The organism is Saccharopolyspora sp. NPDC000995, from assembly GCF_053599315.1.
In genome coordinates, this window is record NZ_JBSFLZ010000120.1 from 4,752 (window position 1) to 21,715 (window position 16,964).

7 protein-coding genes and 1 pseudogene are annotated in these 16,964 nt (G+C 67.0%); 4 read left to right on the forward strand and 4 right to left on the reverse strand.

Annotated features, from left to right (window positions below; genetic code table 11):
* Positions 1 to 118: 118 nt before the first annotated feature.
* The 3 genes from ACWDKQ_RS28830 to eccD form a co-directional block, all read right to left on the reverse strand.
* Positions 119 to 451 (reverse strand): hypothetical protein, encoded by a 333-nt coding sequence (locus ACWDKQ_RS28830; protein ID WP_450141917.1) that lies wholly within the window; start codon positions 449 to 451, stop codon positions 119 to 121.
* Positions 452 to 536: 85 nt separating this feature from the next.
* Positions 537 to 1,928, reverse strand: a complete 1,392-nt coding sequence (gene eccB, locus ACWDKQ_RS28835; RefSeq protein ID WP_450141918.1) for a type VII secretion protein EccB — start codon at positions 1,926 to 1,928, stop codon at positions 537 to 539.
* 36 nt (positions 1,929 to 1,964) lie between these two features.
* Positions 1,965 to 3,383: a type VII secretion integral membrane protein EccD gene (eccD, locus tag ACWDKQ_RS28840; RefSeq protein ID WP_450141919.1), complete on the reverse strand. Its 1,419-nt coding sequence runs from the start codon at positions 3,381 to 3,383 to the stop codon at positions 1,965 to 1,967.
* Between the two features lie 253 nt (positions 3,384 to 3,636).
* Between eccD and eccCa the strand changes: the two genes are divergently transcribed.
* The 4 genes from eccCa (at position 3,637) to ACWDKQ_RS28860 (ending at position 12,987) form a co-directional block, all read left to right on the forward strand.
* The gene (gene eccCa, locus ACWDKQ_RS28845; RefSeq protein ID WP_450141920.1) at positions 3,637 to 7,614 is read left to right on the forward strand and encodes a type VII secretion protein EccCa; all 3,978 of its coding nucleotides are present in this window, start codon (positions 3,637 to 3,639) and stop codon (positions 7,612 to 7,614) included.
* A gap of 68 nt (positions 7,615 to 7,682) precedes the next feature.
* On the forward strand, positions 7,683 to 9,002 hold the full coding sequence (mycP, locus tag ACWDKQ_RS28850; RefSeq protein ID WP_450141921.1) for a type VII secretion-associated serine protease mycosin: 1,320 nt from the start codon (positions 7,683 to 7,685) through the stop codon (positions 9,000 to 9,002).
* A gap of 243 nt (positions 9,003 to 9,245) precedes the next feature.
* On the forward strand, positions 9,246 to 12,122 hold the full coding sequence (locus ACWDKQ_RS28855; protein ID WP_450141922.1) for an ATP-binding protein: 2,877 nt from the start codon (positions 9,246 to 9,248) through the stop codon (positions 12,120 to 12,122).
* Between the two features lie 289 nt (positions 12,123 to 12,411).
* Positions 12,412 to 12,987, forward strand: coding sequence for a sigma-70 family RNA polymerase sigma factor (locus ACWDKQ_RS28860; RefSeq protein WP_450141923.1), 576 nt, complete (start codon positions 12,412 to 12,414; stop codon positions 12,985 to 12,987).
* Positions 12,988 to 13,566: 579 nt separating this feature from the next.
* Here the strand turns inward: ACWDKQ_RS28860 and ACWDKQ_RS28865 are convergent.
* Positions 13,567 to 16,964: pseudogene (locus tag ACWDKQ_RS28865) on the reverse strand (hypothetical protein); the annotation flags it as partial.

The window sequence follows — 16,964 nt, forward strand, 5'->3', positions numbered from 1 at the left end:
TGCCCCATCTGTTTTACGGCCATCGCGAGTTGGTTATTCGCGTCGCCGTAGTTGGTGTGGTTGACTAGAAAGTCAGACAAGACATTCCCCTTTCACAGGAGTCGACTTAGAACTGATTTCAGTGGCCAGCTAGGCTTTCGGATTCATCAGCAGCACGCAGCAACACCTGCCGCAGGCCCTTTACCTTTTCGTTCAGAGTGGTCAGATTGCTCTCGATCTGCCCGAATTCCGACGCCCAATCGTTGAACCGAGCCTCGAGGATCTTCCCGGAACGCGACTGGTTCGCCCTATACACCGCACCAGACGACTCAACCACGCCGTTTCTCAACACCCGAATCTGGGCCAGGGCATCGTCGGTGGCCTGGATGATACCGGCCAACTGAGGATCCTGGAGCCCGAAGAAGCTTCCGGAGCCGGTGTATTGCACCCTTCCGGGGAGTCCATTATTCATTTCTTTTCTCCCTATTGACTGAAATGAAACCGCGATATTTCGGCGTTGCCCGATACCGGGCTGTCGTTGTCACGATGTAGCGGCGTCACCCCCCACCCTTTCCGGACAACACTGGACCAGTGGGAAGCAGGTCCAGCAAACTCGCGGGCACCCCCACGGCCCTCGCTCCCGAGAAGCCCAGCGCAGCGGCCGAACCCTCGTTCGGCACCGGGAATTTCGCCCCGGGCTCGGCGATCAGGTACAGGCCGGCACCGGTCACCCCGGGAGCCGGAAGGGTTCGCACCAACAATCCGCTACCCGGCTGCATCGCGATCCGGTCCGCGGTCAGTTTGTTGCGGACGAAGCCAGGACCGTCGACCACTTCGGCGTTCCACACGCTGGGCTGTGACACCAGGCGCTGGGAAATGTTGCCGCCGACGGTGACGGACTGAACGCACGGGCTCTGATCGTCCATCAGAGTCGGCGGAGTAGGCGGCCATGCCGCCATCGCCTCAGGTGCGGGCAAAACCGTGGCAGACGCCAGGGCCGCCGAGCTGAGCTTCCGCGCCGTCACCTGCGTGCCGCCATATGCGGCCGCGGTTGCCGGGTTGCCGAGCGCCAGCGCGGCTCCGGTTTTGGTCACCGGAATCAGCCCTTGTTTGGCCAGGATGAAGTACCGTTCCGACATCCCGACGCCGTTGACCACGAAAACCTGGCCGATCACGGTCTGCTGACCGTCCAGCACGGGGCCGGGCTCGCCTTGCCCCGACACCGGCGGCGCCCCGAGATCGGGAGCGGCGGGTAGCGCGTTGACCCAAGCGTCGCGAACTCGGATGGCCGAGTTGTCGTTGTATCCGAGCGCCCGGCTCACCCACGGCGCCGTCAGCTTCATTCGCTGGTCGCGCCACGCCAGGTATTCGTTTCCGTCAGCGGAGCGCACCAGGACCGCCTTATCGTCCGGTACGGGCAGCGCATCGGGTGCTGAACCGACGCCCAGCGAGAGCACCGGACGCGGCGAGCCGGTGGCATCCACCACGGATTCGGCGCAGACCAGCCACGTGCCGTCGGCGGGTTCGCTGGGGTCCGGCAACGAGTCCGGTGCGCCGATGACGCCGACCGGTGTCCCGCGCGGCACGTTGGCCAGCGAGGACTGCGGAGTGTTCGCCACCTGCATGTTCGCGCCGAGCAGCAGTCGGGCGGAGGCGAGGTTCAGCACCGGACGCAGCACGCCGTCGGCCAGCACGTACCGGGTGCCTGTTTCCTTTTCCACGATCAGCGTGCCCGGCTGCGTCCACGCCGTCGCGCCACCTGGCGATAGCAACGAAGCCACTGCGAACCCGGCCACGATCAGCACGGCCAGCATGAACCCGATGACCATGCCGAGCGGGGTGCGCCGCAGCGGCGGGGTGGCCATGTCCGGCTCCGCGCGCACCAGTGCGGAAACCAGCCGCGCGGTCATGAACGAGTGCGCTTGGACCTGGTCACTGCGCGAATGCATGGCACACCTCCTTCGACTGATCTGGGTTGTTGTGCGTCAGGACCATCCGGCACGCACCCGGGAGTAGAGATCCATCGCGGCCAGCGCGAGGGGAATGATCGAGATGGCCAGAATGGTCTGGCTCCAGTCGGCAGCACGGCCCCAGTGCGGTAGCAACTTGTGTCCCGGCAGCGTGCGGGCGCCCGCATACAGCAGGGCAGCCACCACGATCAGCGCCCCAACCAGGGAAAGTCGCAGCGCCAGTGGGCCGGAGGCACACAGGGCAGTCAGCACCATCCCGGCACCGACGATTCCGGGGGTGAGCACGGCGAGCCGTTGCCGGGCGCTGAGCAAATCGCGGCAGTGCAGCATGAGCAGCGCCGATCCCACCGATGCCAGTGTCATCGGTGCCCAGCCGGGGCTCCACGCGAGTACCGTGAGGCAGCAGGCTCCCACGATGCCGAGTCCGATGTAGATAGCGGTGACGAACTCGTCGGCGCGGGCCGTGCTGGCCAGCAGTTCCCGGCTCGGCTCGGGGTCGACGTCCTGCTGGAACTCCTCGGCCGTGTCGGGCAGCGGCCGTATGCGCAGACCAGCCATGCGGGCGCCGAGGAGCGGAACACGCATGCCGAGCATAAATGTCAGGGCGAGTACGATCGCCGCGGCGCCCTTCGCACCGATCACATCCCACAGGGACAGCCCGCCGGCGATAGCCGTGAGTATCGCGGCCACCCCGGCGGAGAGGAAGCCGGAGTCCGAACCGCCGCCTACCGCAAGTCTTCCGAGCACCGCGACTACAGCCACGCAGCACCCGGCCGAGAGAATTGAGGGAGCGGTCAGCACTCCCGGGGCCTCGAACAGCGACCGCCACAGTACGGGCAACGCCAGTCCCGCCACGGCAGCGAAGCCGATCGCGCTGGCCGACAGCAACACACTTCCGCCCTTGTCGCCAGCCGCACGGGAGGCGGCAGCGGCACCGACCACCAGGAGCACTGCCACACCGCCGGCCACGAGAGCGACGCCGAGGCCGACGCCAATGGTCGGCACCAGCAGCAGCCCGAAAGCCAGCACCACACCGACCAATCCGAGGAACAACCGCCGGGTCAGCTCCGGCCGCCAGGCATCCTTGCGTTCGGAGATTCCGGTGGCCACCCCGTCGGCGAGGTCGTCGAAGTCCGCCGGCGGCAACTGCTCGCTGCGGGGCCGGAGGTGGAGCATGTCGCCGTCGTAGAGACCGAGCGCGGCCGTGCCGAGGTCCTCGTCCAAGGGCGCCTCGCCCAGTTTCTGCAGCACCCAGCCCCCGTGCTGCAGTCCGGCGTTGCCCAACTCCTGGCCGAGATGTCCCAGGAAGGTCGGCAGCAGGTCGGCCAGCGGCACGTGCGCCGGCACCGCTAACTCGATGCGCGACTTGGGGCCGTAGATCGTCAGGCGGCACACCTCGCCGGCGCCGACCGTGGGCTGCGTTGTTCCCGTCATGCCCAAAACACGCAGCCGTCTCGCCGGAAGTTCACCCCAACGGTCCGATGCGAACGAAGTTGGGTAACAACGGGCAGATCCGCAGAGACGTCCGCATCCGTGTCTCAACCAACAGCAGACAAATCCGAGCCGGGTTGCCCCGTGAGGGGTGCCGCGACTTCAACGGGAATCGCCGACCTCGCTTTCCATTGAAATCGCAGTCCCCCGCACGGCGGCCCGCTCCAGCAGCAGCGGCAAGAAGGGACAGAGTGCGGTGAGCGTGACGTTGTTCCGCCGACCCCCACGGCAGAAGCCGCCGGACATGCCCAGCGGAGAGCTTTCCCTGCAGGAACCGCCCGTATTGTCCGAATCGGTCAGCGGGGGCTTCGGCGGCATGCTCATGTACCTGCCGATGGCGCTCGGTTCCGGCGCGATGATGCTGATGTTCATGGGCAAGAGCGGCGGCATGGCGTTGATCGGTGTCTCACTGATGTCGGTCGGGATGCTGGCCATGGGGTTCGGGCAGATGGCACGGGGCGCGGGCGAACGCAAGCGCCGCATGCGCGGCGAACGCCGCGACTACCTGCGCTATCTCGGGCAAACCCGCAAACAGGTGCGCGCCACCGCCGCCGAGCAGCGCACTGCGCTGGTGTGGCGGCACCCGGATCCTGCGGCCCTGTGGTCGGTGTCGATGAGCGCGCGGCTGTGGGAGCGGCGCATCTCACACGCCGACTTCGCCGAGATCCGGATCGGCTTGATCCCGCAGAAGCTGGCCATGACCATCACGCCGCCGCAGAGCAAGCCGGTGGAGGACCTCGAGCCACTGTCGGCGCGGGCGCTGCGGCGCTTCATCCGCGCGTACAACACCATCAACGATCTGCCGACCGCGATCTTCCTGCGCGGCTTCGCCCAGGTGCAGATGCGCGGGGACGCTGAAGCCGGTCGGCAGCTGGTGCGCGCGATGCTGGCGCAACTGGTCACCTTCCACTCCCCCGATGACCTGAAGGTCGCAATATGCACCAGCGAAACCCGAGCGGCGGAATGGGATTGGGTGAAGTGGCTGCCGCACTCGCAGCACGGCACGGAACAGGACGGCGCGGGCAACGTGCGGCTCATAGCCGACTCGGCCGCCGGCCTGGATGCACTGCTCGCCGACGAGCTGGGCGAACGGGGCAGGTTCGAATCGGGAACGTCGCCGTCTCGGGACGAGCCTTATGTGGTGGTGGTCGTCGACGGTGTGGAGTTGCCCAGCGAGTCCAGGATAATGGGCACCGGGTTCCGCAATGCCATCCTGCTCAACCTGGTCGACAGCTGGCCGAGCCCCGCCAACCGGACTGTACTGCGGTTGGATGTCGCCCCGGACGCGCTGGAGATGATCCGCAACGACCGCTCCGGTGACGAAGTCCGCACCAAGCTGGCCACCCCCGATGCCCTCAGCATGCGCAAGGCCGAGTCCCTTGCACGCACGATCTCGCCGTTCCGGCTGGGGGCGACCACCGACATCGTCGAGCCGATGGTCACCGACTTCGACCTCGGCGCGCTGCTGGGCGTCGGCGAGATGGACAAGTTGGACCCGGCCAAGGTCTGGCCCCGGACCAGCGGTCCGGACCGGTTGCGGGTGCCGATCGGCATCGCCGAGAACGGCACCAAGATCGAGCTGGACATCAAGGAATCCGCCCAAGGCGGGATGGGGCCGCACGGCCTGCTGATCGGTGCGACCGGCTCGGGCAAGAGCGAGCTGCTGCGCACGCTCGTTCTCGCCATGGCGATCACGCACTCGTCGGAGTTCCTGAACTTCGTCCTGGTGGACTTCAAGGGTGGCGCGACGTTCCTCGGCCTGGACAAGTTGCCGCACACCTCCGCGGTGATCACCAACCTGGCCGACGAGGCTGAGCTGGTCACGCGAATGCAGGACGCGCTGCAGGGCGAGATGGTGCGGCGGCAGGAACTGCTTCGCAGCGCGGGCAATTACAGTTCTCTGCTGGACTACGAGAAAGCCCGGGCCGCCGGCGCGCCGCTGGATCCGATGCCGAGTCTGTTCGTGGTGGTCGACGAGTTCAGCGAGCTGCTCGCCTCACACCCGGACTTCTCCGAGCTGTTCGTCATGATCGGCCGGCTGGGTCGCTCACTCGGTGTGCATCTGCTGCTGGCCAGTCAGCGCATCGACGACAGCCGCATGCACAAGCTGGAAAGCCACCTTTCGTACCGGATCGGCCTGCGCACGTTCTCCGCGATGGAGAGCCGTTCGGTGATCGGTGTCCCGGACGCCTACCAGCTGCCCAGCGCGCCGGGCAACGGCTACCTGCGTTCCGACGTTGCCACGCTGATCCGGTTCAAGGCCGCCTACGTATCCGCGCCGTTCAAGCGGCGCACCGTCGAACAGCGCCAGGAGGAAGTACGGCGCCAGGTCGTGCCGTTCGGGGCAGCTCGGCTGCCCGATCGGGAAGAGGAGCCGGTCCAGCCGGAGCCGGTCGAGACGCAGGCCGACGCCGACGAGCCGACCGAGACGCTGCTGCAGGTGGCGGTCAGTCGCCTGCGCGGTCAAGGACCGCCGGCGCACCAGGTTTGGTTGCCGCCGCTGGCCGACCCGCCAACGCTGGACCAGTTGCTCCCGCCGCTGGCACCCGACCCGGAGCTCGGGTTGAGCGCGGTCGGCTGGCAGGGTCGCGGCCGGCTGACGGTACCCGTCGGCGTGGTCGACAAGCCCTTCGAGCAGGCCCGGGACCTCTACCTCGCGGACCTGTCAGGAGTCGGCGGGCACGTGGGCATCGCCGGTGGCACCCAGTCGGGCAAGAGCACGCTGCTACGCGCGCTGATCGCCGGACTCGCGCTGACCCACAGCCCGGGGGAGGTGCAGTTCTACTGCCTCGACTTCGGCGGCGGCACCCTGCAAACGCTCAGCGAGCTGCCGCACGTCGGCGGCGTGGCCGGCCGGATGGACACCGAGCGGGTCAGCCGCACGGTCGCGGAGGTCCAGGGTGTGCTGACCACGCGGGAAAAGCTGTTCGCCAAGCACTCCGTGGAGAACATGGCCGCGTACCGCGCAATGCGCCGCGACGGCCGGATCACCGACGACCCGTTCGGTGACGTGTTCCTGGTTGTCGACGGCTGGGCAACGGTACGAGCCGACTTCGACGAGCACGACGAAACCATCCGGCAGATCGCCGCGCGCGGTCTGACCTACGGAATCCACGTGGTGTTGACGACCTCCCGGTGGTCGGACATCCACAGCCAACTGCGCGACCAGCTCGGCACCCGGCTGGAGCTGAGGCTGGGCGACGCTATCGACTCGGTGATCGACATGCGCGCCGCGCAGGGCGTGCCCAAGCAGCCCGGACGCGGCCTCACCCCCGACAAGCTGCACTTCCTGGCCGCAGTGCCGCGCATCGATGGTTGGCAGCGCACCGACGATCTTTCCGAGGCTGCACGCTCCCTCGCCGAGACGGTCGCCGACAGCTGGAACGGGCCGCCGGCACCCCCGGTTCGAATGCTGCCCGCTGTGCTGCCGGCCGCCGAACTTCCCGCGGCGCAGGGGCAGTTGCGGGTGCCGCTGGGACTGGGCGAATCGGACCTGCAGCCGGTCTGGCATGACTTCTCCAAGCAACCGCACCTGACGGTGCTCGGCGACACCGCCAGCGGTAAAACTGCCGTGCTACGGCTGATCGCCGACGCGGTGACGAAGAACTACGCACCTGGTGAAGCGGAAGTGATCCTCATCGACTCCCGCCGGGCGCTGCTCGACGCGGTTCCGGACACCTACCGTCGCGGCTTCGCTTTCTCGTCCGCCGCGGCAGCCGAACTCATCGGCCCGACCACGACCGAACTGCGGGAACGGCTGCCTGGACCGGACATCACGCCGCAGCAGATGCAGCGCCGGGACTGGTGGTCGGGTCCGGAGGTGTTCATCTTCATCGACGACTACGACCTGCTGATCACCCCGATGGGCGGACCGCTGGACACGCTGCTGGAACTGCTGCCGCAAGCCGCCGACATCGGTCTGCACGTCATCCTGGCGCGCAGCGCGGCCGGTTCCGGCCGGATCTCGATGGATTCGGTGGTACGCCGCATGCAGGAATCCAACACGCCGGACCTCGCGCTGTCCTGTCCCCCGACGGAAATGCCGCTCCTCAACGGAATGCGCCCCCGCAACCTCCCCCCCGGCCGTGCCCATCTCGTCACGCGGCGCAACGCGACACTGCTCCAAACCGCCTGGCTGGAACCGACCGAAGCAACCGTCGGGAGCCCCCGGTGAGCGATCGGTCAAGCCCGTTGAAATCGCGCGGCGCGCGAGTTCTTAGGCAGTCCAGGCTGGTGGCGACCATGCTGCTGGTTCTTGTCGGGCTCGTCACCGTGCCGGCTCCGGTTTCCGCGGGGTCCGGCCAGTGCGCCGCGCCCGCTAACGACATCGTGCGCGAGGTGCCGTGGTCGCAACGCCGGCTCGCGCCACAACTGGCGTGGAAGCTCGACACGGGCGGCTCGACGCTGGTGGGTGTCGTGGACACCGGAGTGAGCGCGGCGACGCCGACACTGGCAGGCCGGGTGCGGCCGGGCACAGATTTGCTTTCTTCCGGTCCGGCGAACAACGACTGCGCGGGCCGTGGGACGTTCATGGCGGGCCTGATCGCGGCCAAACCGACCCCCGGGGTGGGATTTGCCGGTATCGCGCCGAATGCCGAAATCCTGCCGATCCGGGCGGCCGAGAATGTTAACGAGGTCGACCCCGCCAAGCTGGCCAGTGGAATCCGGCTCGCGGTGGATGGCGGCGCCAAGGTGGTCGCGGTGTCGCTGGCGACGCCCGTCCCCGCCGCCGAGTTGCGCGCGGCCGTGGATTACGCGGCGACACGTGACGTGCTCGTCATCGCGGCGGCCGATATCAACGTGGAGAACGGCCAAACCCCCTACCCGGCCGCATTTCCCTCCGTGCTCGCGGTTTCCGGGATCGACGAGACAGGCGCGCCTATTCAAAAGTCGAACACCCCGTCTCCCGTGACACCCGCGTTGGTGGCACCCGGGAACAACGTGCTGAGTGTCGCCCCGAGCGGATCCGGTCACTTCATCGCCTCCGGCGGCGGGATCGGCGTCGCCTTCGTGGCGGGTGCCGCGGCGCTGGTGCGCAGCTACCGCCCAACGCTCACCGCCGCCGAGGTCCGGCACCGCATGCTGACCACGGCCGACCACCCTGGATCCACGCTTCCGGACCGCGCGCTGGGGTTCGGCGTTGTCGACCCTTACGCCGCGCTGTCGACCTTGCTTCCGGAGGAATCCGGCGACAAGCCGCTGTCCGAGCGGGTCCCGCCGCTCCAGCTGCCGCCAGTTCCGGTCATCGACCACCGACCGGTGCAGATTGCGCTGACCCTCGCATTCCTGATGATCGGCGCACTCGTGGTCGGCGGTTTAGCAGCCGTGGTCATCCGACGCGGTCGCAATCGCGGTTGGCGCTCCGCGTGGACCGCCGAAACGCCGCAGGACCAAGCCACCAATCCGCCGGAGCAAAAGCAGGAGGCCGTTTCGACAACCGACGAACAAGACGCGCGGATCGGGCAATCCGACCTATCACCACATGCGGTCGCACCTGCGCCGGTGACCGCAGCTCAGGAACGCCCCAGTTATGCCACCGGCGGCAACCCGCGCGATAAATAGAACACTTGGGTTGCGATGTTCGGGTGCTGCGCAGGTCCGAATCCGAAGCCCTGAGCAACCGAGAACACGAAAGGACTACCCAACAAGACACCTCAGGCTAAACGGTCACCGATCGCGGCCCTTTGGGGCAGAGTTCGCGTCCAGGGCACCTCTCGAGCTTGACCCCTTGTGCGACACAGCTGAATCTTTGCGGTGCAAGCCATGTGGAGCATGGCACGGCAAGTGTCGAGCAAGGAGCGGGTCGTGGAGTCTTTCGCTTACGGCACTGTCCTGGTCGACCGCGACAACGAAGTGCGGCGCCTCAAGGACGCAGTCCGCCAGGTCGTACAAGGACGCGGCGCGGCGGTATGGATCGACGGCGAGACGGGCATCGGCAAGTCGGCGTTGCTGGCAGCCGGGCTGGCCAGCGCCGAAGAACTCGGCTGCCAGGTGTTGCGGGCAACCGCCGACGAGTTCGCCCATCGTCGCGAGCTGCGCGTCGTGCTCGACTGCCTTGGTATCACGCCGAATTCGCCTGACCCGGACCAGCGAGCCATCAGTGACATGCTCTCCGGCGCCGGTGCCGACCCACCAGCGGCCGCCATCGAGCGGTTGTTGGTACTCATCGAGGGCATGTGCACCACTGCACCGGTGATCCTCGTGATCGACGACATGCAGTGGGCCGACCCGGCCAGCCTCCTCGCCTGGCACCGCCTGGGCCGGATGATCAGCCACCTGCCGTTGTTGCTGATCGCCGCCTGCGGCCCTGCCCCGCACCGGCCCGACCTGGCACTGCTTCGTCGCGTTCAGACCGCCATGCGGAACACGGTCATCACGCTGGGCCCACTCGACGAAGCAGCGGCGGCCGAACTGGCCGGGCAGCTGCTCGACGCCGACGCGGTCGGCTCAACGCTCCGCCAGATACTGCAGGGTGCGGCAGGAAACCCCTATTATGTTCACGCAATCGTCAACTCCCTGCAACGTGACGGCCACCTCACCCGGTCGGCGGGTAACGTCGTCGAGCTGACGTCCGAATTGGCGGGGATGCCCGAGGCCCTGACGAGGGCCATCTCTGCTCAGCTGCGTCACGTCAGCGGCAGCAGCACATGGGAAGTGTTGCGGTTGGCGGCGCTTCTCGGCCCAGCGTTCTCCGTCACCGAGCTGAGCGCGATGTCCGGCCGATCGGTGACCGACTTGGTCGGCTTCGTCGAAGAAGCACTCACCTCCGGCGTTCTGGTCGCAATCGGTGCCCAACTGCAATTCCGGCACAGCGTGGTCCGACAGGCGCTGTATGAAGACATCCCGACTCCGCTCCGACTCGCACTGCACAACCAGGCCGCCCGCGCACTCCTCCCAACCGGCGCCAGGATCGAGTACATCGCCGAGCACCTGCGTGCTGCCCTACCTGGGGAGGCCGCCGTCGGCGTCGACGAGTGGGGCGTCGACTGGCTCCTGCACAATGGCCACAAGCTGGCCCACCGCGCCTCGGAACTGGCGGTCGACCTGCTCACCTCCGCTTCAGACGCACTGGATCCCGACGACCCGCGACGCGAACCGCTGCGGATCAGGTTGGCCGAGGCGCTGCTGCTACTCGGCCGCACGGAGGAAGCCGAGAAACTGGCCGGAGGAATCCTGGCCGGCAGCCGAGACGCCGAGATCACTGCCGAGACCAGCTGGTTCCTCGCGTGGTCGCTGACCATGGGGGGCAGGGTCGACAAGGCCCGGACCGTGGTCGAAAACGCCATCGGCGCCGGAAACGCCGACAGGACGACCAATTTGGCCAGTCGCTGGACCGCACGACTGCACGGCCTGCGCGCCAGAACCACCCTTTCCCTCGGCCAGGTCGAGACCGCGGAAACGGCGGCCCGACGGGCACTGGACATCGGACGGGAGGCCGGCGACCCGTTCGCGATCGGCCTAGCACTGCACGTGACCGGATTGATTTCGGTCCAACAAAGTGATCTTGCTGGGGCGGCAGCCAATTTCGAGCGCGCACTGTCCGAGTTGGGCAACGACCCCGAGTCCACCGATCAGCGGCTGCTGATCCTGGTCGACCTTCGCGGCGTGCTCTTCGAACTCGGCAAGGTCGACAAGGCCGAGGAGACCGTGCGGGAAATACAAGCCATCGCGCAACATTACGGGACCTCGCCCAAGCGCGGCGTGGCGCGGCTGTCCGCCGCCGAGCATCTCCATGTCACCGGCAGGTGGGACGAAGCGGTGGCCGAACTGAACGCGGCGATGGAGTGCTACGACGGGATGCCCGCCCCGCAGCAATCGCGACTGCGTTGCCTGGCAGCGGTCATCGCAAGTCACCGCGACCAACGCGACATCATGGCGCAACATCTTTCCGCAGTCACCGAAAGCCCAGACCGATGCACGGAGTTCGCGCTGCTGGCACTAGCGACGTTGTATGAGAGGGATGGTCGTCAAGACGATGCCGCGGCAGCCCTGGGCGCTGCGCTGGCCCGCGATGAGCACCCTGGCACCCGGCACACCTGGCTGCCGCTGCTGGTCCGACTCGCGCTGGAGCTTGATGACCGCGACACGGCAGTACGGGCTACGGAAGCCTGCGAAGCCGATTCCGCCCACGGGTCAGCGCCGGCCATCGTTACGGCAGCCAGACATTGCCGGGGGATGCTGGAGGGCGATCCGGCGTTGATCGACGCCGTCGTTGACGCATACCGACGGATGGACCAACCCCCGAAACTCGCTCAGGCACTAGAAGATTGCGCCGTCTTGCACGCCAGAAACGGCGATCTCGGCGCTGCCCGCGCGGCGTACCTTGAAGCGATTCGCATCTACACCGACCTGGGCGCCAACTGGGACCTGCTGCGCGCCGACTCCCGGCTGCGCCCGCACGGTATGCGTCGGCTGCGTGCACGCCGAAGAAACGCGACCGCCGGCTGGGAAGCCCTGACGCCAACCGAACTCAGGGTCGCCAGACTCGTCGCGGCAGGCCACGCGAACGCGGACATCGCGGCAATTCTCTTCGCCTCCAGACGCACCATCGAGGTACACGTTTCGCACATCCTGGCGAAACTCGGGGCGCGCTCCAGGGTCGAGATCGCCATCGAAGCCACCCGGCAGCCGGGCATCGACCAACACGCTCCACTGCCCCAAATGGACCGCCTCTGTGGCTGAATCAACCGCACGCGGCACCCGGAGGCGTGAGGGCCTGTGACCAACTCGTTGGGCACAGGCCCTCACTCACCGCGACTACCACGTTCGCGTCACGGATTCGCCCCGCAGAAGTTCCATCAGTTGCCCTTCTCTACCTCATTTGGCGGTGTACGTGAGCTCACTGATTTTCCGGCTCAGTACAAGAGGAAACATAGAAGTACAAGCGAGTGATCGAGCACAACCGCAGTACGCCACGCCGCCGTCGACTGGTCGCGCGGACAGCTCGCAGGATCGGACCAGGGTGGTCAGCATGTTGAATTCCATTGCGTCACACCGGGAGGACAAGGCACGCTCCAGCGAGCCGTACAGGCCCGCCCCCGACCCGCAATCCGTGGTAAACCAGCTTTACAGGGACCATTTCGCGGCTCTGCACGTCTACGTCAACCGGATGATGTCCGATCCACACCAGGCCGAGGACATCGTCCAGGAGACGATGGTGCGCGCCTGGCGGCACGCTGACGCGCTCAGCCGCCCCGAACTCGGTTCGGCCTGGGGCTGGCTGACAAAGGTGGCGCGCAACATCGCCATCGACAAGATCCGTGCCCGCAGGGCTCGCCCCGACGAGGTCGAGGAGTCCGCGGGCATCGGAGTCGGCATCGTGGGAGACCACTCGGATGACGTCATCACATCGATGTCGGTGGCCAATGCGCTGCAAGAGCTCATCCCGGAACACCGCAGCGTGCTCTACCAGGTGTACTTCGCCGACCGGACCGCGGCCAGCGCCGCCGACGTCCTCGGAATTCCCGTAGGCACGGTCAAATCCCGCCTGCACCACGCACTCCGCAAGTTGAAGGCCTCGATGGAGCCAACCGAACTAGCGGCGTGATCCAAGCCTCTTGGGCCTCTTCGCAGCGACGTGCGGGCCACGGTGGCGCTTGCGAACAGGCACCGGCGGCTAACGCCTGTGGAGGGACAGCGGCGGCTACCTTAGCGCCTGCGAAGGGACACCTCCGACCAGGTTCACCACCAGGTTCACCACCCGATGAGTGAGTTCTTCCGCAATTTCCGTTGATATCGAACCTTCGATCTCAATGGAAATCGGGGTTTCACGACCCGCAACCGGTTCGGCGCTCCCTGCGTGAACCCGTGCCGGAACAGCTCCGCTGGCCGAGTGGCGACCGGATCACGGATGTTGGTGCGCTTGGCCTTCCTTCGTGAGATGCCACGCAGCCCGAGTTCACGCCATTGGTGAAGCCCAAGTACATCAACAACAACTGACCGGCACGCCGTAGCCGTGCCACCATCGAGGAAGACGGCCCGCTGAAGAAATGGCCGAGCTTCGCGCCATCCTCGCGGAAAGGACCTACGTCCGCCCGGTCCAGCCGTGCCCCCCGGACGAGCCGAGATGGCCATCCAGCCACGCCACCTGCGCTTGCCCACCCAAAATGATGTCGGCGACGGCCGGCTACGAACCCGCGCCCCGCGACACAGGCACTGCGCAACCACCACCATCGCTGCCCCCCGCAGAGGCGCGCAACCCGCCATTTTGAGCCCACCAAGCCAAGTCATCGCCCGCGTCCGCCATCACCTCCGACGGCAACGCCGACCCGGGATCGATGTTTCTGTCATTACCCTGGACCATGTCCAGGAAATAGTGCGCCTGCCCGCCTTTAAAGAAGTCACCAGCCGCCAGGAACACATTCGCGTCGTTGCCCTTCACGTACTCTGCCCGCGGGGCATCCTGCGAGGCCGCCGACGGTACCCTCAGCACAAGGAAATGAACGCCGTCCGCCGCCGTCCGCCGCATGAACTCCCGAACGGCATCGGGGCCACCGGTCAGACGAAGCTGCGGGACGACACCCCCGGTGGCGTCCTGGAACTGCTTACTCGCCGTACCTCCCACAACCCGCCGCAACATACCAGAGTCCAGCATGCCCGTCGCGGCGCGGAGGTGATCGGCGATCTGCTCCAGCAACCTCGTGACCGCATCAGGCCCCGGGCCAGGAATCACGATCCCCGAGCCCGCCACCATGGCCTTCGCATCCTCATTGCCGAGCAGGACCTGAACAACGATGTAGTTGACCGAAGCCTTCAACGACTTCCCGAGTCCCTCGATGACCTCTCGCGATTCGGGCCGCAGAGGCGGATGTGGGTTGTTTACCTTCTTCCACTGTGACAATGCGCCGTACGGGAACTCGCTTCCCTTCGTGGCATCTGCCCACGCGAGACGGCGCTCAGCCTCCCGTATCCCGTTCTCGCTCCACACCAACCGCCGCAACGGCTTTGGCGAGAGGAGTGCGTCGGTGATAGCCCGCAGAACATCCTGGCGCAGCTCCCCAGCTTCCCCCGCGTGGGGCTCGCGGACGCCCGTAAGCCAATTCCATACGTACAACTCGCCTGGAGGCAACCCGCCGGAGTCGGTAACCTCGATTGCTCTGCCCGGGCCGAGGAAGCGCACCAGCTCCGAGCCCGAGAGCCGGGCAGCCTCGCGCATCTCCCGCCGCTCGAAGGCGTCGGGCTGGCTACTGCCGTCCAGCCACGCCTGAGCCGTGGACTCGGAAACTCTGGTCACCGCGGCCGCTCGTGCCGGACCGAGGTGACGCACCAATTCCCCGTCCGGGACTTCGGCGGGAACGGCATCCCCGGCGACGTACTCCACTACATCGCTAAGAGTCCACGCGCACCAATCCCGCGTGGTCTGCAAACTGAAAACATTCAGCGCGGCGGCAGATGCCCGCTCCGGCCGCCCTTGCGAGGCCACCTGCACGCCCTCCCGGGGGTCCAGCTCCCCCCGCTTGGCCATCTGCAGGCCCATCTCGGTGCCCAGCTCCCGCAATCGGTCAGCCAGCGCGACCGCTGCTTCCGGCCCGCCGAACGCCGCGACAATCGTGTCCAGCACAATCCCGCGCAGCACCGCCCGATCGCCGGGACTGCCGCGACGCCACGCGCGCACGTCTGCCTTAGAAATGCCGATCGCCCGGGCGACCTGCCAGTCCTCGCCGAAGAAGCGCGTGAGGTAGTCAAGCTCACGACCATCCAGAGCATGCACCAACTCATGCAGCACGTTCAGCTCCCGCGGACTGGGCTGCCGGTCTCGCACACCGGCACGCTGCGGTGCAGGACCGCCGAAGTCGCGCACTTCCACCTGGATGTCGGGCTTGCTCGCAGCGAGCACCACCTGGTCCAGGCCACCGAGCTGGTCCACCATGTGCTGCAGCTCGTCGCGGTGCTCATCCGCGCTGCGGGGGACACCCTCTTGGGAAGGCCCTTCCTCGCCCCACTCCCCCAGCCGACGTCGGCGATCGGCCAGGGGCATCATGAGCTCCCCCAGAACGCGCAACCGCTCCTGGTACCGCGGACCGTCCGGCACCAGTGTCTCGACCAGTGCCTTGACCGCCTCCCGCCCGCCGTAAGTGCTGACCACGGACCCGGTGATCGCCCGGCGCAACGCCTCGGCATGCCACCCCTCGGGCAGATGGGACCACATCCGCCACACCCGCGCCGTGGCTTCATCCACCCCCAACGCCTGAGCCAGATACTGGTTCCGGCGCACCCCCGGGTTGACCATACTCGTCAACTCCGCAGGCCCCACATCGTTCAAGGCCGCGAACAATCCACCCCATTCGACCTCGCGGCCACGATGCCACAGCCCCGGATCCGCCAGCCCGTACTCCACCCTGCGACCAGCCGGATCCACCACATGCACAAAGAACTCCACCGACTCACCGTCGTTGTCCAAGCGGGTTCCCGGCGGGAATACCCCGCCCGGATCCAGATGCGGCGGCACCTCCCTTAACGCGCGCGGCGACCCCTGGGTCAGCGGGTCCCACAAGTCCTCCGACCGCGTGGCGCTATCCGGCCTTTCCCCTTGGGCGTACTCGCCCATCACATACCAGGCGTCGATGCCCTCCTCCAACAGGACTTCCGGATCCGACCACAACGTGCGGGTTCTCCACGTCGTTTTCCACTTCTTCACCACCAGCGCATGGTTCACAACGCCCCACCAATCCAGCATCCGCAGGAACGCCACGACATTGTGACCATCAACGTCGGCTAACCTCGGCCGCGCAGGCGCTCCCGTCGCTGCCATGAAAGCGTCCAGCGCCGCGTCAGAAACCTCCGCCAACTCCCCCGCGTCCAACACCGGCCGGCCATCCACCACATCCGGCAGCGGCCCACGTGACCCACCCCGCATGTACTCCACCTCCCCGCCACGCGGCTCAGACCCCGCCCACGCATCCGCCGCCCCCCTCAACGGCATCAACTCACCAAAGGGCACCCTCGCGGAATCCACATCGGACATCTGTGCCGGTCCCGCCCCACCGGACAGCCCGGATCGGTTTGGTTCTGGCGTTCCTGCCCACCTGGTCAACGGGGCGGGGTGTGCCCCCTGCGCATAACTCGGCTCGGCCCAGCCGTTGAACGCCGCCCGCAACTCCGAACCGTGCTCGACCAAGTCCCCGCCCGAATCACGGCGGTACCAATGACCGGTCCCCTTACCAGCGACGAACGTCGGCAGCATACGACCGTCGGGCATCACAACCGTGTTCGTAGCGTGAAACGAACCATCCTCGGTCAGCCACACATCACTATCAGTCCCCCAGCTCGCCGTCGTACTCAACACCTCCGCAACCTGCTCGGCGAACGAAGCCCCACCCCCTACCGGCTGCCGGAACGCGCCACAACCCACAAACGCCAACGGAAAGCCCGGTACAAAACGCTCGTTCTCCCACATTTCCTCGGCGAACTCCTCAGGCGTCACCAACCGGCCATCCCGCAACTGCGCACGCCCGTCCTCCGTGACATGCACAGCCACCACCTGCACACCCCGCAACCCCCGCGCCAGCCCCCGCACCAACCCCG